Genomic DNA, 20601 nt, shown 5'->3' with positions numbered 1-20601 from the left:
CGGTTGAACGCGCGGTCGGCGAAGCCGACCACCCTGCATGAATTGTGTTTGCCGTTGGCAATTGGCAAAATAGTGTTATAGCAATAAAAATTTCAACATCTACTGAGGATATCTATGCAACTGGTCAAAACCACCCGAGACACGCTTCTCCGGCCACTGCAGATCGTGAGCGGTATTGTCGAGCGTCGGCACACTATGCCGATTCTGGCCAATATCCTCATTCGCAAGGACGGCGAAAGCGTCTCGTTCCTCTCGACCGACACCGAAGTCCAGATCACGACCCTCGCGAACATCGGTTCGGGCGACGACGTGACCGGCACCACCGTCGCGGCGCGCAAGCTGCTCGACATCCTGCGCGCGCTGCCTGAGTCGGGCGACGTGACCATGACCCTGCAGAACAAGCGCCTGGCCGTCCAGAGCGGCAAGTCGCGCTTCGCCCTGCAGACCCTGGCGGCCGAGGAATTCCCGACCGTCTCGGTGGCCGACAGCTACAACGCTTCGGTGACCCTGCCGCAGAAGACGCTGAAGCACCTGTTCAACATGGTGCACTTCTCGATGGCCCAGCAGGACATCCGCTACTACCTGAACGGCCTGCTCTTGGTGCTGGACGGCCAGAACATCATCGCCGTGGCGACCGACGGCCACCGCCTGGCCTTCTGCCAGGTCGAGACCGAGCAGCAGTTCGAGCGCCAGGAAGTCATCATCCCGCGCAAGACCATCATCGAGCTGCAGCGCCTGCTGGAAGAAAGCGATGAAACCGTGCGCCTGGACATCGCGGCCTCGCAGGTGAAGCTGACCTTCGCCGACATCGAGCTGGTGTCGAAGCTGGTCGAGGGCAAGTTCCCTGACTACACCCGCGTGATCCCGAAGGGTTACAAGAACGAGTTCACCATCGGCCGTGACGAGCTGCTGCGCTCGCTGCAGCGCGCCGCGATCATGACCAGCGACAAGTTCAAGGGCGTGCGCTGCATCATCGAGCCGGGCGTCATGAAGATCAGCTCGACCAACGCCGACCAGGAAGAGGCGGTCGAAGAACTCGAGATCGACTACGGCGGCGACACCATCGACATCGGCTTCAACGTGACCTACCTGCTCGACGTGCTGAACAACCTCAAGTGCGACCAGGTGAACATCGCGCTGGGCGACTCGAATTCGTCGGCGCTGATCTCGATTCCCGACAATGGCGACTTCAAGTATGTCGTCATGCCGATGCGGATTTAATCAGTCTGCACACCTCACGGCCGCGTGCCAGGCGGCCTGAATTACCCGTTTTATGAGAAAGCAGTCCATGTCCGAGAATACCCAACCAGAAAACACTCCCGCCCCCAAGGCGGATGAATACGGCGCCTCCTCGATCCAGATCCTGGAAGGCCTGGAGGCGGTTCGCAAGCGTCCGGGCATGTACATCGGCGATACCTCGGACGGCACCGGCCTGCACCACCTGGTGTTCGAGGTCCTCGACAACTCGATCGACGAAGCCCTCGCCGGCTTCTGCTCCGAGATCCACGTCACGATCCATTCGGACAACTCGATCTCGATCACCGACAACGGCCGCGGCATCCCGACCGGCGTCAAGATGGACGACAAGCATGAGCCGAAGCGCTCGGCGACCGAGATCGCCCTGACCGAATTGCACGCCGGCGGCAAGTTCAACCAGAACTCGTATAAAGTCTCCGGCGGCCTGCACGGCGTCGGCGTCTCCTGCGTGAACGCACTGTCGAAACTGCTGCGCGTGACGGTGCGTCAAAAAGGCAAGGTGCACCAGCTGGAGTTCTGCCGCGGCGTGCCGGTGGACCGTATCATCGAAGTGGTCGATGGCGTGGAAGTCTCGCCGATGAAAGTCATCGGCGACACCGACAAGCGCGGCACCGAAGTGCACTTCTGGGCCGACGAGGAAATCTTTACCACCGTCGAGTTCCACTACGAAATCCTGTCGAAGCGTATCCGTGAGCTTTCCTTCCTGAACAACGGCGTCAACATCAAGCTCTCCGACCACCGCACCGGCAAGGAAGAAGTGTTCGCCTTCGAAGGCGGCACCCGCGGCTTCGTGGAGTACATCAACAAGGCCAAGACCGTCCTGCACCCGACCGTGTTCCAGGCAACCGGCGACCGCGTGTCGGACCAGGGCACGAACATCTCCGTGGACGTGTCGATGCAGTGGAACGACGCCTACAACGAGCAGGTGCTCTGCTTCACCAACAACATCCCGCAGCGCGACGGCGGCACCCACCTGACCGGCCTGCGTGCGGCGATGACGCGCGTGATCAACAAGTACATCGACGAGAACGACTTCGCCAAGAAGGCCAAGGTCGAGATCTCGGGCGACGACATGCGCGAGGGCCTGACCTGCGTGCTGTCGGTGAAGGTGCCTGAGCCGAAGTTCTCCTCGCAGACCAAGGATAAACTCGTGTCGTCGGAAGTGCGCGGCCCGGTCGAAGAGATCGTGGCGAAGACGCTGACCGACTTCCTGATGGAGAAGCCGAACGACGCCAAGATCATCTGCGGCAAGATCGTGGAAGCCGCCCGTGCCCGTGAAGCGGCACGCAAGGCGCGCGACCTGACCCGCCGCAAGGGCGTGATGGACGGCCTGGGCCTGTCGTCGAAGCTGGCCGACTGCCAGGAACGCGACCCGGCCCTGGCCGAACTGTACATCGTCGAGGGTGACTCGGCAGGCGGCTCCGCGAAGCAAGGCCGCGACCGCAAGTTCCAGGCCATCCTGCCGCTGCGCGGCAAGGTGCTGAACGTGGAGAAGGCGCGCTTCGAGAAGATGCTGTCGTCGGAGCAGATCACCACCCTGATCGCGACCCTCGGCACCTCGATCGGCCCGGACGAGTTCAACGTCGACAAGCTGCGCTACCACCGCATCATCATCATGACCGACGCGGACGTCGACGGCGCCCACATCCGCACCCTGCTGCTGACGCTGTTCTACCGCCAGATGCCGCAGCTGGTCGAGCGTGGTCACATCTATATTGCACAGCCGCCGCTGTACAAGGTCAAGGCCGGCCGCGACGAGCGCTACCTGAAGGATGACCTCGAAGAAGCCAGCTACATGATGACGTTCGCGCTGAACGGAGCCTCCCTGATCCCGCGCGAAGGCGCCGACCCGATCACCGGCGAAGGCCTGAGCGAACTGGTGCGCCAGTACAACCTGTCGAACGCCATCATGATGCGCCTGACCCGCGTGATCGACCGCGCGGCGCTGACCGCCATCACCGGTGGCGTGACGCTGGACATGAGCACCCTGGAGAAGGCGGAAGCCTCGGCCAAGGCGATGGAAGCGGCGATCAAGGATCCGGCCGTGAAAGTGGTCGTGCGTTCGGACGAACTGTCCGAGAAGCACGCGCTGCGCATCGAGCGCATGCGTCACGGTAACGTGCAGGTCACCTCGATCGATGCGGACTTCGTGCTGAGCAATGACTACGCGGTGCTGGCGAATGCGGCGGCGACCTTCCAGGGCCTGATCGGCGAAGGCGCGATCATCCGCCGCGGCGAGGGCGAGAAGATGAAGGAGTTCGCGGTGCGCGGCTTCCACGAAGCCATGCTGTGGCTGCGTGACGAAGCGGAACGCGGCGTGAGCAAGCAGCGTTATAAAGGTCTGGGCGAGATGAATCCGGAGCAGCTGTGGGAAACCACGATGGATCCGACCGTGCGCCGGCTGCTGAAGGTGCAGATCGAAGACGCGATTGCGGCGGACCAGATCTTCACCACGCTGATGGGCGACGAGGTGGAACCGCGTCGTAACTTCATCGAATCGAACGCGCTGCAGGCGGGGAATATCGACGTCTGAGCGCTTCGCATCACATCACGCGGCCTCCTTCGGGAGGCCGTTTTTTTATTCTCTACAGCTTGCCTCTCGGCGGCGGCTCGATATTCTCCTCGAGTTCGTTCAGCCGATTCAGTATTACCGGGTTTCTCGCATACTTTCGCTTCAACCGCGCCAGCTTTTTGTCGGTGCCCGTACACAATCTGAGTATCTCGCGCTCGATCTCTTTCATGCGCTGCTCGTCCGGCGGGTCCGGGAATTCGCCGCGGAAGTGCTCGCAACCTTCACGTTGTTCCACGAATCTGGCGACATCGGAAGGCAGCCGAGGTTCCGCTGCGGATGCTGAAGCTAGTCCGAGGCAAGACTGGGCCAGGAAAAGGGCGGCTTTCGCTATTTCATGCATGGTGATGCTCCGATATGCGACCATTGAGAAACGACGCGACCGAATCATTAGAGAACACGCTATAAAAGATGCTTTGCGCTGGAGCATGACGATCTGAGCCCCAGCAGCCCCTCATCGTCGATTGCTGGGGCTTGGCAAGAAACATGGGTAGAATGAACCGCCCAGCACACCATGAAAACCGACAAACCGCTCGCCACCTACCGCCATCTGCGCACCCAGCCACTCTGGCGCCTGCTGGCGGCCGATACCGGCCCTGCAGTGCTGGCGCTGCTGCAAACCCATCTCTACGACAACGAGCGCAGCCTGCCGGCCTCGATCCTGCACGAGCGCATCGAACGGGACCTGGAACAATTGCGCAACCGGGGCGAAGACTGGCCCCGGACGGCCCAGCTCTACGTGGCCGGATGGCTCGCCGAAGGCTATCTGGAGCGGCGCTTTCCGCCGGGCTCCCAGGAAGAGTCCTATGAGCTGGCGACAGCGACCGTCGAGGCGATCCGCATCGTGTCGGGCCTCACCAAGCCGCACAGCGCCGCCACCGAAAGCCGTCTCAGCCTGGTCATCGGCGCGCTCGGCAAGCTGGCCGACGATACCGACGCCGACCAGGCCCGCCGCAGCGCCCGGCTACACGCGGAAAAGGAGCGCATCGAGCACGAGATCGCGGCAGTAGAAAGCGGCAGCTTCGAGGTCTTGTCCGATGCGACTGCGCTCGAGCGCACCCGCGAGATCATCGCCCTGGCGGACAACCTGGCCGGCGATTTTCGCCGCGTACGCGACGAATTCGAAACCCTGAACCGCTCCCTGCGCGAACGCCTGATGGACCACGACGGCAACCGTGGCGACGTGCTCGACTCGCTGTTCGCTGGAATCGACCTGATTTCGGAAAGCGATGCCGGCCGCACCTTCACCGCCTTCTGGCGCCTGCTGACCGATCCACTGCAGTCCGCCGCCCTGGACGACGCGCTGGACCAGCTCATGTCGCGCCGCTTCGTCGCCACGCTCGATGGCAGCGAGCGGCGCTTCCTGCTGCACCTGACCCGCACGCTCCTCGAGCAGGGCGGCATGGTGCACGACGTCCTGCAATCGTTCGCGCGCAGCCTCAAGCACTTCGTGCAAAGCCGCGAATTCCTGGAACAGCGCCGCCTGAACCAGCTCTTGCGCAAGGCGCAGCGGGCTGCGCTGCGCTTGAAAGACGAAGTCAAGGCAACCGACACCCTTCAATACACGCTGACGCTCACCAGCAGCAAACTGAGCTCGCTGTCGCAATGGGTCTTGCACGACCCGGCGCTGCAAGCCCTGCCCGGGGCCATGGGCGAAGGCGAAGCATCGTCGCTGGACCTGTCCACGATCGGCGAGCTGGTGGCGCAGTCCGAGATCGACTTCCGTTCGCTGGAAGGCCATGTCGACGCCGCGCTCGCCTTGCGCTCCCAGGTCTCGGTCGCCGACATCCTGCTGGAATACCCGGCCAGTCAGGGCCTCGGCAGCGTGCTGGGATTGCTTGCCCTCGGCGTACGGCGCGGTATCGTATCGGAGAACCACGAAACCGTGGGCTGGACCGGCGCCGACGGCGTGGCGCGCAGGGCGCGCATCCCACTCATCTATTTTTTCAGGGAGAAGCAGCGTGATCCATCCTGAGTCCGGCATGGACAGCGTTCCCGTCCCGGCCGACGCCATGCCGGCGGGTGCGCTGTTCGTCAACGACAGCGGCGAACTGCCGCTCGATACCCGGCGCGTGCTGGTGCAACTGCTGTCCGGCCCCGCGCTCGAGGGCAGGCGCCACTCGGCCTTGTGGACGGTCCTGCTGCGCGACGAAGCCGTGATCCGGCGCCGCCTCTCCGAGCTGTTCCTGGACCTGGTCCTCGACCGCGACATGCAGGTGGCCTTCACCAGCCAGGTCAGCGCGGAAGAGCTGGACGTGCCGATCCTGCTCCGGCGCGCGCAGCTGACCTTCATCGATTCGGTGCTGCTGCTGTTCCTGCGCCAGGGACTGACGCAGGCCGAAGCCCACGGCGAGCGCGCCGTGGTGGCGCGCGACGACATGGTGGAGAACCTGCTGCCCTACGAGCGCTCCACCAGCACCGACCGCGCCGGCTTCACCAAGCGCGTCAACGCCTCGATCGAGAAGCTCAAGAAGCACAACATCCTGCAAAAGCTACGCGGCAGCGAAGACCGCTTCGAGATCTCGCCCACGCTCAAGCTGCTGTTCTCGGCCGAGGAAATCATCACGCTCACCGCGCTGTACGAACGCATGGCGGCGGGCGACGCCGCCGCGCCGGGCCGGCAGGCGATCGACGAAGAGGACGAGGAATGAGCAAGGCTACTTCCAGGCGCGCCGCCCAGCAGTTCCGCATGACCCGGCTGCAGGTCTATAACTGGGGCACGTTCGGCGACCTGCACGACATTCCGATCAGTGAGCGGGGCTTCCTGATCGTCGGCCGTTCCGGCGCCGGCAAGTCGACCTTGCTGGACGCCCTGTCCGCCCTCCTGATTCCGCCACGCTGGATCGATTTCAACGCCGCCGCCCGCGAAGCCGAGCGCGCAGGACGCGACCGCAACCTGCCCAGTTATGTGCGCGGCGCCTGGACCGCGCAGACCGACGCCGCCTCCGGCGAGTCGGCGGTGCGCTACCTGCGTACCGGCACCACCTGGTCGGCGCTGGCGCTGCACTATGCCAGCGCGGCCGGCCAGCACGTCGTGCTGGTGCAGCTGTTCTGGATCAGGGGGAATGCCAACGGCAACGCCGACGTCAAGCGCTACTTCCTGATCCTCGAGCGTCCTTTCGACCTGCGCGAGATCGGCGATTTCGGCAGCAACAACTTCGATGTGCGCAAGCTCAAGCAGCTGTTGCCGGACGCCTTCGCCCGCGACGAATTTTCACCCTATAGCGAGCGCTTCCGCCGCCTGCTCGGCATCGACAGCGACATGGCGCTGCGCCTGCTGCACAAGACGCAGTCGGCCAAGAACATGGGCGACCTGAACGCCTTCCTGCGCGACTTCATGCTGGACAAGCCGGAAACCTTCGCGGTGGCGGATCGCCTGGTTGCCGAATTCGGCGAACTCAATGCCGCCCACCAGGCCGTCGTCACCGCGCGCGAGCAGGTGCAGACGCTGGCGCCGGCGCGCAGCCGCCACCAGCAGATGGACGCGCTCGCGCTGCAGCGCAACGCGCTCGAAGAACTGGCGGCCGGCATGCACAGCTACCGCGAGAGCCTGCGCATCCGGCTGCTGGAAGAACGCATCGCCGAGCGCACGATCGAAATCGGGGCCCTGGCGGGCAAGGTGCAGCGCCAGCAAGGCACACTCGACAACCGCAGCGCCGCCCTGGCCGACCTCGAACGGCAACGGCGCGAAGCGGGCGGCGAGCAGATCGAGTCGTTCGAGGGCCAGTTGGCTGTTCTCGCCTCGCAGCGCGAAGAGCGCCTGCACAAGCGCGGCCAGGCGGTGAACGCCTGCAAGGCGCTGGCATGGGACTTCCGCGGCGACCCGCAGGGATTCGCCGAGCTGCTCGGCACGGCGCGCCAGGAAATCGACGCCTGGCAGAACGACGACAGCTACGATGACGCGGCCGCCGCCCTCGGGCGCGAACTGGACGCCGCACGCGGCGCGCTGTCCGGCATCAGCCAGGAAGTCGCGTCCCTGCGGCGCCAGCCCTCGAACATCCCGGCGCCGATGCTGCTGCTGCGGCGCCAGCTGGCGCAGGCCATCGGTGTGGCCGAGGGCGCCCTGCCTTTCGTGGGCGAGCTGCTCGAGGTCAAGCCGGAAGAGCAGGCCTGGCGCGGCGCGATCGAGCGCGTGCTGCGCGGCTTCGCGCTGTCGATCCTGGTCGACGAGTCGCACTACGCCGCGCTGTCCGGCCACATCAACGAGGTCGATCTCGGCGCCCGCCTGACCTACTACCGCACCGTGCGCGCCGAGAAGAGCGCCGCCAGCGCGCTGGCGCCGGAATCGCTGGTGCTCAAGGTGCGCGTCAAGGAAGGCGGCTTTGCCGACTGGCTCCAGGCCGAACTGCGCCAGCGCTTCGACTACGCCTGCGTCGATTCGCTGCGCGGCTTCCGGGCCGCGCGCGAGCGTGCGCTGACCCGCGAGGGCCAGGTCAAGCACAGCCGCACGCGCCACGAGAAGGACGACCGCCACGCCGTCGATGCGCGCCGCCACTGGGTGCTGGGCTTCGACAACCGCGAAAAGCTCGCGCTCTACGAGCAGGAAGAGCGCGAACTGCAAGCACGCGAGCGTGAACTCGATGGCCGCCTGCAAACCCTGCGTGCGCAGCGCCAGGCGCGCGGCGCGCGCCTGCTGCATTGCCAGACCCTGGCCAACCTGCAATGGCAGGAAGTCGACGTGCTGCCGCTGGCCGAGCGCATCGCCGCCATCGAGCGCCAGCTCGCCGCGCTACGCGACGGCAATGCCGACCTGCAGCGCATCGACGAGCGCCTGCGCGCCCAGCAGGAGCTGGTGACGGCGGCGCGCCACGCCGTGGGAGAGGAAACGGTCGCACTGCGCACCGCCGAACGGGAAGTCGACAAGCTGGAAGCCCAGCTCGCGCAACTGCGCGCCGATGCCGGCATCGTTGCGCTCACGCCCCATCAGCAGGTAGGCCTCGACCGGCGCTTCCAGGCCTGGCGCGCAGCGATCGCGCTGGAAGAGGTGGACAGCGCCGACCGCGCCGTCGCCAGGACGCTGAACGAAGAAATCAAGGCCATCGATGGCGATCTGGCGCAGGGCGAAAAATTCGTCGAGGCGCAGTTCGCCGCCTTCATCGGACGCTGGAAGGCGGAATCGGACGGGCTCGATGCGCGCCTGGTGGCCGCGCCCGACTTCTTCCGCAAGCTCGCCCGCCTCGAAACCGACGGCTTGCCGGCCTACGAGCAACGCTTCTTCGAACTCCTGCACGACCAGAGCCACCAGAACCTGGCGGCCCTGTCGAGCTACCTGAACGATGGCCGCAAGGCGATCCTGGCGCGCATGGAGCAGGTCAACGACAGCCTGCGCCAGGTGCCGTTCAATCGCAGCGCAGACCAGCAGACCTACCTGCATATCCAGCCGAAGGACCGCCAGCTTCCCGAGGTGCGCCAGTTCAAGCAGGACATCGTTGCGGCCCTCAGCCATGCCTGGACCGAGGAGCGCGACACCGCCGAGCAGCGCTTCATCGAGCTGCGCCGCCTGGTGGAGCGCTTGTCGAGCCAGGAAACCGCGCACCGGCGCTGGCGCGACGCGGTGCTCGACGTGCGCCTGCACGTGGAGTTCATCGCGCGCGAGTTCGACGAAGCGGGCCAGGAAATCCAGGTCCACCACAGCGGCGCCGGCCTGTCCGGCGGGCAGCGGCAGAAGCTGGCCACCACCGTGCTGGCGGCAGCGCTGCGCTACCAGCTGGGCGGCAGCGACACCGGCGTGCCGACCTATGCCCCGGTGGTGCTGGACGAGGCCTTCGACAAGGCCGACAACGAATTCACCGCCCTGGCGATGAACATCTTCGCCAACTTCGGCTTCCAGATGATCGTCGCCACGCCGCTCAAGTCGGTGATGACGCTCGAGCCTTTCATCGGCGGCGCATGCTTCGTCGACATTCGCGACCGCCGCGTCTCGAGCGTGCTGTCGATCGAATACGACGAGCAGCGCCAGCGCCTGAACCTGCCGGCCCAGGCCCAGGAAGGAAGCGCACTTGAAGTCGCCGGCTGACGTCCGGGAGTCGCTGCTGCGGCGCTTCGGGCGGCAGCACCGCGCCTGGCTCGCAGCCGGCCCGGAAAGCCAGGCCTGGCCGCTCGACATCCCGCTCGGATTGCCGGGTGAGCAGGCGGCGCTGGCCCAGCTGGAAGCCACCCGCGCCTGGGTCCGCGCCTGGCAGGCCTGGCAGGGCGAAGGCAGCGTTTGCTGGACCGAGCGCCGTTGGCGCACGCTCGGCAGCCAGCGCCTGCCCGAGCTGCTTCGCCTCGACAACCCGCGCCAGCTGGCGTGGTGGATCGGCATGCAGGAGCGCTGGGACCGGGCCGTGCTGCGCCATACGCGGCTGTTACAGCGCTGGCCTGCCCTGGCCGGCCACGCAGCAATGGCCTTCGATGCGCTGGCGGACTTTTCGGACAGCGACGTCGACCGCCTGTTTGCCGCTTTAGATTGGTTCGAAGCCAATCCTCGTTCCGGCCTGTATTTGAGACAGGTGCCAATTCCCGGACTCGACACCAAGTGGATCGAGGTGCGGCAGTCCCTCTTATGCAGCCTGGTCGGCGCCCTATTCGGTGTCGAGGCAGGCGGCTCCGACATCCACGCGCTATGCGGCCTGCGCAGGATACCGGGGCTGGTACGCCTGCGCGTGCTCGATCCCGTGCTGCGGCAACGGACCGGCGGCCTCGGCGACCTGTCAGCGCCCGTGGACGAGCTGGCGCGGCTCAACCTCGATCCGCGCCATGTCCTGATCGTAGAAAACCTGCAGACCGGGCTCGCGCTGGAGGACATGCCAGGCGCAGTCGCCTTCATGGCGCTCGGCTACGGCGTCGACGGGCTGGGGCGCCTGCCCTGGGTCGGCAACGCGCACTGCCTATACTGGGGCGACATCGACACGCATGGCTTCGCAATCCTGAACCGCGCTCGCGGGGTGCTGCCGGCGCTGCGCTCCTTCCTCATGGACGAGCACACCCTGCTCCGGCACCGCCCGCTCTGGAGCGAGGAACCAAGCCAGCATCCGGCGCAGGCATTGGAGCGCCTGCATGCCGGGGAAGCCGAGGTCTACCTCGGCCTCAAACAGCATGCCTGGGGGCCGTCGGTGCGGCTGGAGCAGGAACGCATTGCCCTTGACTGGGTGGCGGACGAATTGCAGCGTGCGCTCGATCCTGGCCAGTAGTTCAGCCGCCCTGCTCGGGAATAGGGGCAAGTACCAGGAACTGGTATGCCATTGCGCCGGCGAAGGCGATGGCGGCGCCTGTCAGCAGCGCCGGCACGAAGGACCAGCTCTGTGCGATGTAGCCGGTGAAGATCGGCGCCAGGGCGCCGCCGACGAATCCTCCGAAGTTCTGGATCGCACCAAGCGAGGCAACACGGCTGCGTGGCGCCACTGCCGTGGCAAGCGACCAGGAACAGGCCGACGCCGCGTTCGCGAGGAAGATCACGATCGAGATGCAAGCGATGGCTGCGGTATTGCTTTCGACCAGTGCGGCCGGAATTGTAAAAGCCACCATGCCCAGCATGGCCAGCACGACCGCCGTACGGCGTCCCGTGACGGTCGACGCGGCACGCTTGGTGATCTGGTCCGATGCCCAACCAGCCGTCAGGGCGCCGGCGAAGCCGCACAGGAAGGGAATCGTGGCGGCCACGCCGACGTAGGCGACGTCCATGTGGCGCTCCGTGCGCAGGTAGCCCGGCAGCCAGGTGAGGAAGACCCAGTTCAGATAGACCGAACCGAAGAAGCCGAGCAGCATGCCCCAGGTGGCGCGCTGGCGGAACAGTGCACGCCACGACGCGAAGCCAGCTTTCGGCGCAGCCTCGAGGGACTGGCCTTCGTCCAGGTAGGCACGTTCAGCCTCGGTCAGTTCCTCCCGCACTGGATCGCGATAAAGCATGACCCAGACGACAGCCGCCACGATGCCCAGTGCACCGGTGACGAAGAAGGCCCAGTGCCAGCTGGTTGCGGCGATCAGGGGCGACAGGCACAGGGGCGCCAGTGCGAAGCCCAGCGGCGAAGCCGAGTTGTAGATGCCGGTCGGGGTGCCGCGTGCGCGCAAGGGGAACCAGTTGCTGACTACGCGCGCCGCCGCCGGGAACTGGGGCGCTTCGCCGATCCCGAGCACGACCCGCGCGAGCACGAACCAACCGAAGCTCGACACCAGCCCGCCCGCGGCCTGCGCCAGCGACCAGACCACCAAGCCCATGCCGAGCAGCCAGCGCGGCCCGATCTTGTCGACCAGCACGCCGACCGGGAGCTGGCACAGCGCATAGCTCCAAGAGAACGCCGACAGCAGCAGTCCCATCTCGCCGAGCGAAAGGCCGAGATCGGCACGGATGAATTCGTTGGCGACAGCGAGCGTGGCGCGGTCGAGGTAGTTGATGACACCGGTGACGACCAGCAGGACAAGTGCGATGGTCTGGCGGCGGCGAATGCGTGGCGGGGTGATTCCGTAGGAAGGGGATGCGTTCATCCCGAGATCCTATCAATGAACATTGATTGAACGAAAGTTTATTCCGCACCCTCAGTAGGATGATTGCTCAAATGTAGCAATTCGATCACGTTCGAGACCATCCTAGATATTGTTGAGAAGATATTGAACAAGAATTAGACTGAGCAGATCAATAGTCCGATCAGCCTCATGTCCAACATCCCAAACTCAGGAACCGACGAGAACTACTGAAGCGATGCCGAATTAGGCGCCACCATCAAGGCCTATCTCGGCATGCTGCACAAAGAACTCAACGGTATTCGCTACAACAAGGCAGCCGTCAATCGGGAAATGCGGGCTGGTGAGTTAGCCAATCGGACCGAAGGTTCGGTTGAGTTCAGAATGCAGAACATCTCCGCTGCCTTGTACGAGCTAAGGATGCCGTTTATCGCTGGCTACAAGCCGGCTCGTAATATCGGCGCAGACGTGAAGCAAAAGATGATTGCCTTGCTGAGTGCGTATGGCATCGAATCGCTCGAGCCCTACGTGCCGACCGATGACGCCAGTGAACTTGCATTGCGTGTCTCCACCCTGCGCCAGCGACATTTGGGCATTGCTCCAAAAGGATCGACGGCACCTGTTGCGACCACATCGACCATCACGACATTCGTACGTGATCCAGCGGTGAAAGCATGGGTGCTCCATGCTGCAAAGGGCCATTGCGAAGCTTGCGGCAGCCCAGCGCCGTTTGTCGGAAATGATGGCTTGCCTTACCTCGAAGTTCATCACGTCATGCCCTTGGCGAGTCATGGGTCGGATACGATTACGAACGCGGCGGCCCTTTGCCCAAACTGTCACCGCCGCTGCCATTATTCGAAAGATCGGGATGAATTCAAGATCACCTTGTATGAGCGAATTCCACGCTTAATCCTTGAGGTTCCAGAATTGAGCGGTGAAACCGTCTTGCCCATGCAAACTTCAAGCCTCGCCTGAAGACGGCAGTATTCGAGCGGCTCGCGATTACCCCTTACATGAACGCTTCGCTCATTCGGGTTCCATTGCAAGCAGCCCCGCCGAGCGCCTGCTAATCACTTTCCCAGCAACCATGAACACGCCCTCGCCTGTGTAATGCAGCGTCTCCGGATGCCTCGGTGTTCTCGCCGCCCGGGCAGCGACGACTTCCCAGATAAAGAAGTTGTACTTGTCCACCAGGCTATCGTCGTGCAGGCGGCAGGCGAACTGGGCGTGGCATTCGCGGATCGCCGGCGCTTCTACGCGATCGATGGCCTCGGGGGTGAGGCCAAAGCGCTCGAACTTGTCGACGTCAAGGCCCGAGCTGGTTCCGATGCCGACCACGGCATCCGTTAACGCCGCGGTCGGCAAGTTGATGACGCACTCGCGACTCTGACGGATGAGCTCGAAACTGTGGTTGGACGAGGCGATCACGCAGCCGACCAGCGACGGCGAGAACTCCATCACCGTATGCCATCCCATCGTCATGATGTTGTGCTGCCCTTTCCAAGCGGAACTGACGAGCACGATCGGTCCCGGCTCAAGGTAGCGTCGGATCTTGTGGAGTGGAAAATCTTGTTTGGTGTAGCTGCGCGCCATCGGAATAGACGAAGCGAGACGAACGCCGTCGTGCGCCACGATTCGGTTGACTAAAGCATCATAGTAAGGTCAGACCAACCCAGCCGGAGCACGAATGCACAAGCACTTGCGCAATGCCGCCATTACCCTCGGAGGGACCTTGCTTTCTTCAATCGCAATCGCCGCGCCTGAGCAGCAGGCTGCCGCGTTCATGGACATTTATTCCTCGCACTGCCTGAAGTACCTGCATGACTTCGACGGCCTGCGTAAGCATCTGAGCACGACGCCGCAGCTGCCGGCCGAGAAGGCGGCGATGTTCCTGCAGGGCGCCAAGGGCAATGCCTGGGTCGTTCCCAGCCAGCATGGCCAGTTTGTGTTGGTCGTGCACCAGGATAAGAATATGTGCGCGCTTTACGCCAAGACCGTCCCTGCGGACGCGACCAAGGCGCTGTTCGAGAAGGCGATGAGCAAGCCGCCGGCGCCTTTTGCGAGCGAACGTAAGCGCAACACGGCGGACAAGGGGCCGGATGGTGTGAAGAGCACTGTGGCTTATGAGTGGAGCAATGGGCAGTCGCCGCGCAAGCCGCTGTTTGCGCTGACCGTTACCACCAGCAAGTCGAGCGTGGCGCAGGGGGTGGCGACTGCTGCCATTGGCCATTGAAGCTGAAGCAGCTACTCAAGTGACTTAGGCACCGGCCTTCGCCGGTGCGACGGTCTTGGAGCTAACGATTAGGGCAACACGATCTTGATGACGGCGTGCCCAGAGGTCGCATACAGCGTCCCTTTGCCGTCCGTCGTGATGCCGCGCAGGTCTGCGAAACTGCTGCCTTCAAGCGGCCCGGTTTTCAGGCTCGTGCTGCGCACGGTGCCCGCAATGGTCGACACAACGCCGCCCGGCGTGATCTTGCGGATCAGGTTGTTCACGCCGTCCGCCACGTAGAGGTTGCCCTGCGGGTCGGCCGTCATCGCCACCACGCGCTCGAAGCTGGCGCTGGTTCCCGTCCCATTCGTCGCGCCCGTGATGCCGGAGGAGCCGACGAAACGCGTCAGGCTGCTGCCATTGCCACCCAGCTTGCTGATCGTGTTCGTCAGGTCCGCCACGTACACCACGTTGCTGTTGTCGACCGCCACGCCGCGCGGCAGGAAATCGCGCGTGCCAGTGAGGTTGTTCTGCGTCGCCACGCCTTCGATCATGGTCGCAACGCCGAAGGACGTAATGCGGCGGGTGCCGTAGCCGTTGGTCACGTAGACGTTGCCGGTGGTGTCGACATCGATGCCGCCCGTGTACACGTGGCTCAGGCTGCCGGTCGCTACATTGGTCCCGATCGGCAGCGTGAACATGGTGTCGACCCGCCCGTCCAGGCCCACCCGGCGAATGGCGCGCGCGTCGGCCACGACCATCACGTTGTTGCCGTCGATCGCGATCGCCGCGGGACTGGTGAAGCGCGCATTGGCGCCGGTGCCGTCGATGCTCTCGCGTGCTTCGGCGCGGCCGGCCAGGGTGGTGACGACGCCCGACGGCGTGATGCGCCGGATCGTGGCGTTGACCTGGTCAGTCACGTAGAGGTTGCCGCTCGCGTCGATGGTGATGCCGCGCGGCGTGTTGAAACGCGCCGACGTGCCGGTGGCATCGCGGGTGCCGGAGGCAGTGGGGTCGCCCGCGACGATGGTGATGGCCGCGTTCTGAGGCGGCGGATCGTCGTCGTCATCGTCGTCCTTCGGCGGATGATCGCCGCATGCCGCAAGCAGCACCATCAGTGCCGACGCGCCCAGCAGCTTCAGGCGCCTGCGCGCAGTCCCTGTCTCCACATGCTGTTTCATCGTCTTGTCTCCAATTCAACTCGTCAATGCTAGCATGCTCCGCCGAACATGCTTTTCGTCCGCTTAAAGCACCGATTCGCGGATGTGTTAGGAGAGTTCACGGCAAAAGCCATTTCGCCGGCAAGACAGGGATGGTGCAATGCAATTCCCATCCACCGCATACTCCTTCGACCACCATGAGGACACCAGCACACTCCCTTCTGGCCATGCTGCTCGCACTGGCCCTGCTCCCGGCCGCCGCGCAGGCCGCCGGGCCGGCGCCTGCATGCGACGCTCCCCGTATCGAAGCGGCAGGCTTCGCGGCGCCGACGCTGTGCGCCCTGCTCGACGCGCCGGCGGTTGATGCCGCCAACGTCCACGCCATCGTCGTCCTGCGCCACGGCGCCGTGGTGGCGGAGCGCTACTACCAGGGCCGCGACCGCTCGATATGGTCGCCCTTCGCGCGCACCGTGCAGTTCGACGCATTCACGCGCCACGACCTGCGCTCGGTCAGCAAGTCGGTCACCAGCCTGTTATGGGGCATCGCGCAGGGTGAAGGCCGCATGCCGCAGCTGGATACGCCGGCGCTCGATCTCTACCCCGAGCTCGCCGATCTCAAGACGGCAGGCCGCGAGAAGGTGACGCTGCGCCAGCTGTTCACCATGACGAGCGGCCTGGCCTGGGAAGAGCCGATCCGCTACGGCATGGGCAACGACGAGACCGGCCTGTACTGGCGCTCCTCGCAGGCGCGCTACCTGTTCGACCGGCCGCTCGCGCCAGGCGGGACCGTCTTCAACTACAACGGCGGCGCCACGGCGGTGCTGGCCGACATCCTCGCGCGCCGCACCGGCATTCCCCTCCAGGACTACGCGCAGCAAAAGCTGTTCGCGCCGCTGGGCATCACGGATTGGGAATGGCAGAAGGATGTGCGCATGCGCCCGATGGCCTTCGCCGGCCTGCGCCTGCGGCCGCGCGACCTGGCGACCATCGGCCAGCTGGTGCTGCAGCGGGGCCAGTGGCAGGGCAGGCAGGTGGTGCCGGCACAGTGGATAGCCGAATCCTTGAAAGCGCACGTGGAAACCGGCGACGGCCTGCAGTACGGCTACCAGTGGTGGAGCGGAACGGTCGAGGCCCTGGGCGGCAGGCACCGCTGGTACGCGGGCTTCGGCAACGGCGGCCAGCGCCTGTACATCGTGCCCACCCTGGACCTGGTGGTCGTGAGCACGGCCGGTGGCTACGACGATGCGGGCAGCGGACGCCATGCCGGCGCCGTGTTCCGCAGCATCGCAGCCAGTCTTACTCGCTAAAAGAGCCGCCCGTGCTCATGCGGTCGAGGAACTGCACCGACGCGCGCTCGCTCATCACCAGCACCAGCTTCAGGCGCGCACGCGTCATGCCGACAAACAGCTTGCGCAGCGTGAGCTCGTCCATCTCCTCGAAATCGATCTCGGTGAAGATCAGCGCCGGCGCCGACTGGCCCTTGAAGCGGTAGACCGATTCAGCCAGCAGGCCGCCTTCGCGGAACACCGGGTTGCCGAACAGGTCGTAGGCGCCGGTAAACGAACGCAGCGTGTGCGCGTCGCTCAGTTTGTCGAGCTTGAGGATGGCCGACTTCTCGCGTCCGCGGAAGGAGCAGATCGCGATGTCCTGGCGCCCGAAGCCGGCGGCCAGGCAGGAGGTGACGGCGCGCCGGGTCTGGGACAGCATGGCGTCGACGTCGCCTTCCGGATAGGTCATCTCTTCGATGTCGGCGCCCTTGAAGGGGCTGCCCGCCTCCACCGGCTGGCTCACCGCGCCGATCGAGGACAGCATCTGCACGACCTCGCGCGGGCTGCGGTAGTTGGTGTTCGAGTGCAGCACCACCCAGCCGGGCAGCGCCACCATCTCCTTGCCGTACAGGTTCTGGTCCGGGTCTTCCAGCCAGATCGCGCGCCCGCCGCCCCTTAACATGCGCAACGCGATGTCGCGCCAGACGGGCGAAAAATCCTGGCCTTCGTCGACGATCAGCACGTCGTACTGCCAGGTCTCGGGCAGGTCTGCCGAGGCGAGCACGCCCTCGATCTCGGACCAGACGTCGGGCTTGCCGTAGTCCGGGCTTTCTCCCTTGGCGCGCAGCCAGGCGTCGCACAATTCGTGGAAGTTGGCGACCCGTCCGCCGGGCGGCACCAGGCGCCCGATGTGGTCGGCCAGCGGGCGGTTGAAGCAGACATACAAGGGCCGCAGGCCGGCGTCGATGGCGGCCGTGTATTCGGCTAGCGCCAGCTGGGTCTTGCCGCTGCCGGCCGTGCCCACCACGCGCAGGCGAAATGGTGAAAACTCGAGACGGCGCGCCCAGGTGGCGAGGCCCCCGGACAGGCGCGTCACCATCTGGGTGGCGCAGCCGATCATCGAGCTCGGGTCGGGGCGCAGGCTCAGGGTGTCGCCGAGGTAGCGGGTGACCCGGTCGAAGTCCTCGGTGCGCGCGGTGATCGGCAGGATCTCGCGGATCTTGGCGCCCAAGCGGCCCTTGGTGGTGGCGTCGATGATGTGGCTGGGGTCGATGCCGGCCTGCTGCGGGTCCTTGACGATGTAGTCGGGGCAGTAGAGCAGGTAGTCGATCGAGAGCTGGCCCTGGTAGCGCTTGGCGAAGCCTTCGATGGTGTGCAGGATCTGGTGGCGGATCTTGCGCGGCTTGCCCTGGTAGTTCTTGACCAGGCCGTCCTTGGATTCGTTCAGGAAGCCTGCGATCTGCTCGATGAGCAGCAGGCGGCCGTTGGGGGCGAGGATGATGAAGTCGATGTCGCCGTAGGCCGAAAAGCCCTGCTCGACGTTGGTCCAGTGCACGCCGTGGTAGATCTCATAGGGCGCGTCGGATAAGCGCTTTTCCAGCAGCGTCAGTGTTTCGATCTCACGTGCTGCAGCGCCGGTGACGGACATCTCGCGCCATCCGGCTGGATGGATGTGGGCCATGGCTGGACGGACTCGCCTGTTTTTAAGATGAAAACATTGTAAGGCCGATCACAGTGCAGCGATCACGCGCTTGAAACAAAGGTGTGCCGGTCGAGCTGCGTCATCATTTGACGGGACCGCACGTAGGAGGGCGTGCCGCCTGAATGAAGCATCGCCGCGCAGCATTGAACGCGGCTATCGGCAACTGGCGGAATCATGGTACGGTGATCACAGGCAGACCCGGACCGGGCGCCGCCAGGATAAGGCCAACCATGTCGAGCCAGTACTACCGCGGATACAAGATCGACGTCAGCTGCATGAAGAACGAGGGGCGTTACGGCTACCGGGTAAGGATCGCCGGCATGGCCGGCAGCATGGCGCCGCATGCCTGCGACAGCGAAGCGCACGAATTTGCCAACTCCAGCAAGGCCGCGGACGCGGCCTTTTACTATGCGCGCGCCTGGATCGACTCCCATCCCCTGCCTTGGCCATTCGCGGCGCCGCCATGAAGCGCATCGAGCGCCGAATATCGATGTGATATTTGCACGGAATCCGTCGTCCATCGAGACTCCCGGTGGTATGCTGTATTGACGACGTTGTTCCACTCACCATGTACAGGGGAAGCCATGCAGGCTCATCATACCCAGCGGTACATGCAGTTGATGGCATCGAAAGACGACGTGCTGCATGAGTGGATCACACATGTTCGCCAACAAGTTCCCTACGCTGCTGACGTGCCGCTCCACGCGCTCGTCAACACGCTCCCCCTGTTCTATGACCATCTGGTAGCGCTTGCCTGTTCGGAACCGCCGAGCTGTTCACCGTCTAGCATCGCGTCCGAGCACGGTTGCCAGCGTGCCCAGGTGACACGCTTCGATGCGGGCTCGATCGTCCACGAATTCCAGCTGATCCGCGCTGCGGCATTCCATACCTGGCACCAGGCCGGGATTTCGCTGGAACTTCAGGAAGTAGCACAGATCAATGTCGCCATCGACGAAGCGTTGCGCGATTCCCTGTCCGGGTTCTCGCTGGCCGAGGCCCGCATCCGCGAGCAGTTTTTCTCGGCCTTGACGCACGACCTCAGAACGCCGCTCGCCACGGCCGCTACCGCTGTCGACATGATCCAGGGCTGCGGCGATCCCGAGCGCATCGACCGCCTGGCGGCGCTGGCCGGGCGCCAGCACGCGAGGATGGCGGCAATGATCGGCGACCTGCTCGACATGATGGTATCGAGGGCGGACAGCGACAAGTCGCTTGCCCTGGAAGATAACGAGCTGCTGGGGCTGTTGACCGAGGTGGTAAGCAGTGTGGCGCTGTCGTCGGGACGGGTGATTGAACTGCGCGGCACACCGGTCAAGGGCCTGTGGAGTGCGGCCGCCGTTCGGCGCGCCATCGAGAATCTGCTGAACAACGCCGTCAAGTACAGCTATCCGGGTACGGACATCGGCGTCACGCTCGAGGCGGTCGGAGGACATGCGATGGTGTCGATCACGAATGCCGGCCCGCCGATACCGGAGGAACAGACCGAAGCCATATTCCAGCTGTTCCGGCGTGCATCCCGCGATGAGGAACGCGGTATTCCGGGATGGGGCATAGGCCTACCGTATGTGCGCAGCGTCGCGGAGCGGCACGCCGGCAGTGTCATCGTGCGGAGCAGCCCGAGCCACACGACGTTTGTATTCGACATTCCTGTCGATCCCCGGCCGAAGCCGGCGATCTGCTCGATGAGCAGGCGGCCGTTGGGCGAGGATAATGAAGTCGATGTCGCAGTTGAATCACGGCCAGGATAAGGACGAAAAAAAAGCCCGCGTTCGCGAGCTTCGTTTCAAGCATTACCGATTTATCGCCGCTCCAGCCCATGCTATCTGCGTGGTGCCGGGGCTCATGGCCACCCAAGCTATCTGCAGGGTGTGGCCGCTGTACAGGCTGACTGATACGTCGAAAACACACCATCCGGGAAAGCAGCGCACTGCACAGGCGCAGCAACAGTATCGGACGGGCCCGCCAAAGCCATGGACTCCAGCGAAAACACAGTG

The 20601-nt window shown here is 64.6% G+C and carries 16 protein-coding genes; 11 read left to right on the top strand and 5 right to left on the bottom strand.

Features of this window, described 5'->3' with window-relative positions:
• The first annotated feature begins 114 nt into the window (after positions 1-114).
• Together dnaN and gyrB are read left to right on the top strand one after the other, a co-directional pair.
• On the top strand, positions 115-1221 hold the full coding sequence (gene dnaN / locus ACQ7JA_RS11965; RefSeq protein WP_430897890.1) for a DNA polymerase III subunit beta: 1107 nt from the start codon (positions 115-117) through the stop codon (positions 1219-1221).
• A 67-nt stretch (positions 1222-1288) separates the two neighbouring features.
• The gene (gene gyrB, locus ACQ7JA_RS11960; RefSeq protein ID WP_430897888.1) at positions 1289-3790 is read left to right on the top strand and encodes a DNA topoisomerase (ATP-hydrolyzing) subunit B; all 2502 of its coding nucleotides are present in this window, start codon (positions 1289-1291) and stop codon (positions 3788-3790) included.
• 52 nt (positions 3791-3842) lie between these two features.
• On the opposite strand, the gene ACQ7JA_RS11955 is transcribed toward gyrB, so the two are convergent.
• The gene (locus ACQ7JA_RS11955; protein ID WP_430897886.1) at positions 3843-4169 is read right to left on the bottom strand and encodes a hypothetical protein; all 327 of its coding nucleotides are present in this window, start codon (positions 4167-4169) and stop codon (positions 3843-3845) included.
• A gap of 171 nt (positions 4170-4340) precedes the next feature.
• On the opposite strand from ACQ7JA_RS11955, the gene ACQ7JA_RS11950 reads away from it, so the two are divergent.
• From ACQ7JA_RS11950 to ACQ7JA_RS11935, 4 genes are read left to right on the top strand one after another with little or no spacing between them, the layout of a single operon-like run.
• A complete protein-coding gene (locus ACQ7JA_RS11950) occupies positions 4341-5801 on the top strand; it encodes a DUF3375 domain-containing protein (RefSeq protein WP_430897884.1) in 1461 nt (486 codons plus the stop codon).
• A 7-nt stretch (positions 5802-5808) separates the two neighbouring features.
• Positions 5809-6477, top strand: coding sequence for a DUF4194 domain-containing protein (locus ACQ7JA_RS11945; RefSeq protein WP_430897882.1), 669 nt, complete (start codon positions 5809-5811; stop codon positions 6475-6477).
• Positions 6474-9842 carry an ATP-binding protein gene (locus ACQ7JA_RS11940; RefSeq protein ID WP_430897880.1) on the top strand — a complete coding sequence of 1123 codons (3369 nt, stop codon included), beginning with the start codon at positions 6474-6476 and terminating at the stop codon, positions 9840-9842. The genes ACQ7JA_RS11945 and ACQ7JA_RS11940 overlap by 4 nt, the downstream gene beginning before the upstream one ends.
• Entirely contained in the window at positions 9826-10998 is a 1173-nt protein-coding gene (locus tag ACQ7JA_RS11935) for a Wadjet anti-phage system protein JetD domain-containing protein (RefSeq protein WP_430897878.1), read from the top strand. The genes ACQ7JA_RS11940 and ACQ7JA_RS11935 overlap by 17 nt, the downstream gene beginning before the upstream one ends.
• Before the next feature lies 1 nt (position 10999).
• Here ACQ7JA_RS11935 and ACQ7JA_RS11930 read toward each other — a convergent pair whose 3' ends face one another.
• Positions 11000-12289, bottom strand: coding sequence for an MFS transporter (locus ACQ7JA_RS11930; protein ID WP_430897876.1), 1290 nt, complete (start codon positions 12287-12289; stop codon positions 11000-11002).
• A gap of 252 nt (positions 12290-12541) precedes the next feature.
• Here ACQ7JA_RS11930 and ACQ7JA_RS11925 point away from each other — a divergent pair, with 252 nt between their 5' ends.
• The gene (locus ACQ7JA_RS11925) at positions 12542-13240 is read left to right on the top strand and encodes an HNH endonuclease (protein WP_430897874.1); all 699 of its coding nucleotides are present in this window, start codon (positions 12542-12544) and stop codon (positions 13238-13240) included.
• 51 nt (positions 13241-13291) lie between these two features.
• Here ACQ7JA_RS11925 and ACQ7JA_RS11920 read toward each other — a convergent pair whose 3' ends face one another.
• On the bottom strand, positions 13292-13858 hold the full coding sequence (locus tag ACQ7JA_RS11920) for a flavin reductase family protein (protein ID WP_430897949.1): 567 nt from the start codon (positions 13856-13858) through the stop codon (positions 13292-13294).
• A gap of 94 nt (positions 13859-13952) precedes the next feature.
• On the opposite strand from ACQ7JA_RS11920, the gene ACQ7JA_RS11915 reads away from it, so the two are divergent.
• Positions 13953-14498, top strand: a complete 546-nt coding sequence (locus ACQ7JA_RS11915) for an NMCC_0638 family (lipo)protein (RefSeq protein WP_430897872.1) — start codon at positions 13953-13955, stop codon at positions 14496-14498.
• Positions 14499-14566: 68 nt separating this feature from the next.
• Here ACQ7JA_RS11915 and ACQ7JA_RS11910 read toward each other — a convergent pair whose 3' ends face one another.
• Complete coding sequence (locus tag ACQ7JA_RS11910) at positions 14567-15658, bottom strand: hypothetical protein (RefSeq protein WP_430897870.1); 1092 nt, start codon at positions 15656-15658, stop codon at positions 14567-14569.
• A 176-nt stretch (positions 15659-15834) separates the two neighbouring features.
• Between ACQ7JA_RS11910 and ACQ7JA_RS11905 the strand changes: the two genes are divergently transcribed.
• Positions 15835-16944: a serine hydrolase domain-containing protein gene (locus tag ACQ7JA_RS11905; RefSeq protein WP_430897868.1), complete on the top strand. Its 1110-nt coding sequence runs from the start codon at positions 15835-15837 to the stop codon at positions 16942-16944.
• On the opposite strand, the gene ACQ7JA_RS11900 is transcribed toward ACQ7JA_RS11905, so the two are convergent.
• Positions 16934-18586, bottom strand: coding sequence for an ATP-binding domain-containing protein (locus ACQ7JA_RS11900; protein ID WP_430897866.1), 1653 nt, complete (start codon positions 18584-18586; stop codon positions 16934-16936). The genes ACQ7JA_RS11905 and ACQ7JA_RS11900 overlap by 11 nt on opposite strands.
• A gap of 251 nt (positions 18587-18837) precedes the next feature.
• Here ACQ7JA_RS11900 and ACQ7JA_RS11895 point away from each other — a divergent pair, with 251 nt between their 5' ends.
• Positions 18838-19074 (top strand): hypothetical protein, encoded by a 237-nt coding sequence (locus ACQ7JA_RS11895; protein WP_430897864.1) that lies wholly within the window; start codon positions 18838-18840, stop codon positions 19072-19074.
• Between the two features lie 117 nt (positions 19075-19191).
• The gene (locus ACQ7JA_RS11890) at positions 19192-20355 is read left to right on the top strand and encodes a sensor histidine kinase (protein WP_430897862.1); all 1164 of its coding nucleotides are present in this window, start codon (positions 19192-19194) and stop codon (positions 20353-20355) included.
• Positions 20356-20601 lie beyond the last annotated feature (246 nt).

Origin of the sequence: Massilia sp. BKSP1R2A-1 (assembly GCF_050586525.1) — a bacterium.
GTDB lineage: Bacteria > Pseudomonadota > Gammaproteobacteria > Burkholderiales > Burkholderiaceae_D > Telluria.
Note: the sequence above shows the minus strand (reverse complement) of the source record. Positions and strands in the feature narration are given on the sequence as shown.

Coding starts and splice junctions, on each gene's coding strand:
- ACQ7JA_RS11920 (WP_430897949.1), bottom strand. CDS start 13,858: ATGGCGCGCAGCTACACCAAACAAGATTTTCCACTCCACAAGATCCGA.
- ACQ7JA_RS11895 (WP_430897864.1), top strand. CDS start 18,838: ATGTCGAGCCAGTACTACCGCGGATACAAGATCGACGTCAGCTGCATG.
- ACQ7JA_RS11890 (WP_430897862.1), top strand. CDS start 19,192: ATGCAGGCTCATCATACCCAGCGGTACATGCAGTTGATGGCATCGAAA.
- ACQ7JA_RS11915 (WP_430897872.1), top strand. CDS start 13,953: ATGCACAAGCACTTGCGCAATGCCGCCATTACCCTCGGAGGGACCTTG.
- dnaN (WP_430897890.1), top strand. CDS start 115: ATGCAACTGGTCAAAACCACCCGAGACACGCTTCTCCGGCCACTGCAG.
- ACQ7JA_RS11955 (WP_430897886.1), bottom strand. CDS start 4,169: ATGCATGAAATAGCGAAAGCCGCCCTTTTCCTGGCCCAGTCTTGCCTC.
- ACQ7JA_RS11940 (WP_430897880.1), top strand. CDS start 6,474: ATGAGCAAGGCTACTTCCAGGCGCGCCGCCCAGCAGTTCCGCATGACC.
- ACQ7JA_RS11905 (WP_430897868.1), top strand. CDS start 15,835: ATGAGGACACCAGCACACTCCCTTCTGGCCATGCTGCTCGCACTGGCC.
- gyrB (WP_430897888.1), top strand. CDS start 1,289: ATGTCCGAGAATACCCAACCAGAAAACACTCCCGCCCCCAAGGCGGAT.
- ACQ7JA_RS11900 (WP_430897866.1), bottom strand. CDS start 18,586: ATGGCCCACATCCATCCAGCCGGATGGCGCGAGATGTCCGTCACCGGC.
- ACQ7JA_RS11910 (WP_430897870.1), bottom strand. CDS start 15,658: ATGAAACAGCATGTGGAGACAGGGACTGCGCGCAGGCGCCTGAAGCTG.
- ACQ7JA_RS11945 (WP_430897882.1), top strand. CDS start 5,809: ATGGACAGCGTTCCCGTCCCGGCCGACGCCATGCCGGCGGGTGCGCTG.
- ACQ7JA_RS11930 (WP_430897876.1), bottom strand. CDS start 12,289: ATGAACGCATCCCCTTCCTACGGAATCACCCCGCCACGCATTCGCCGC.
- ACQ7JA_RS11950 (WP_430897884.1), top strand. CDS start 4,341: ATGAAAACCGACAAACCGCTCGCCACCTACCGCCATCTGCGCACCCAG.
- ACQ7JA_RS11925 (WP_430897874.1), top strand. CDS start 12,542: ATGCTGCACAAAGAACTCAACGGTATTCGCTACAACAAGGCAGCCGTC.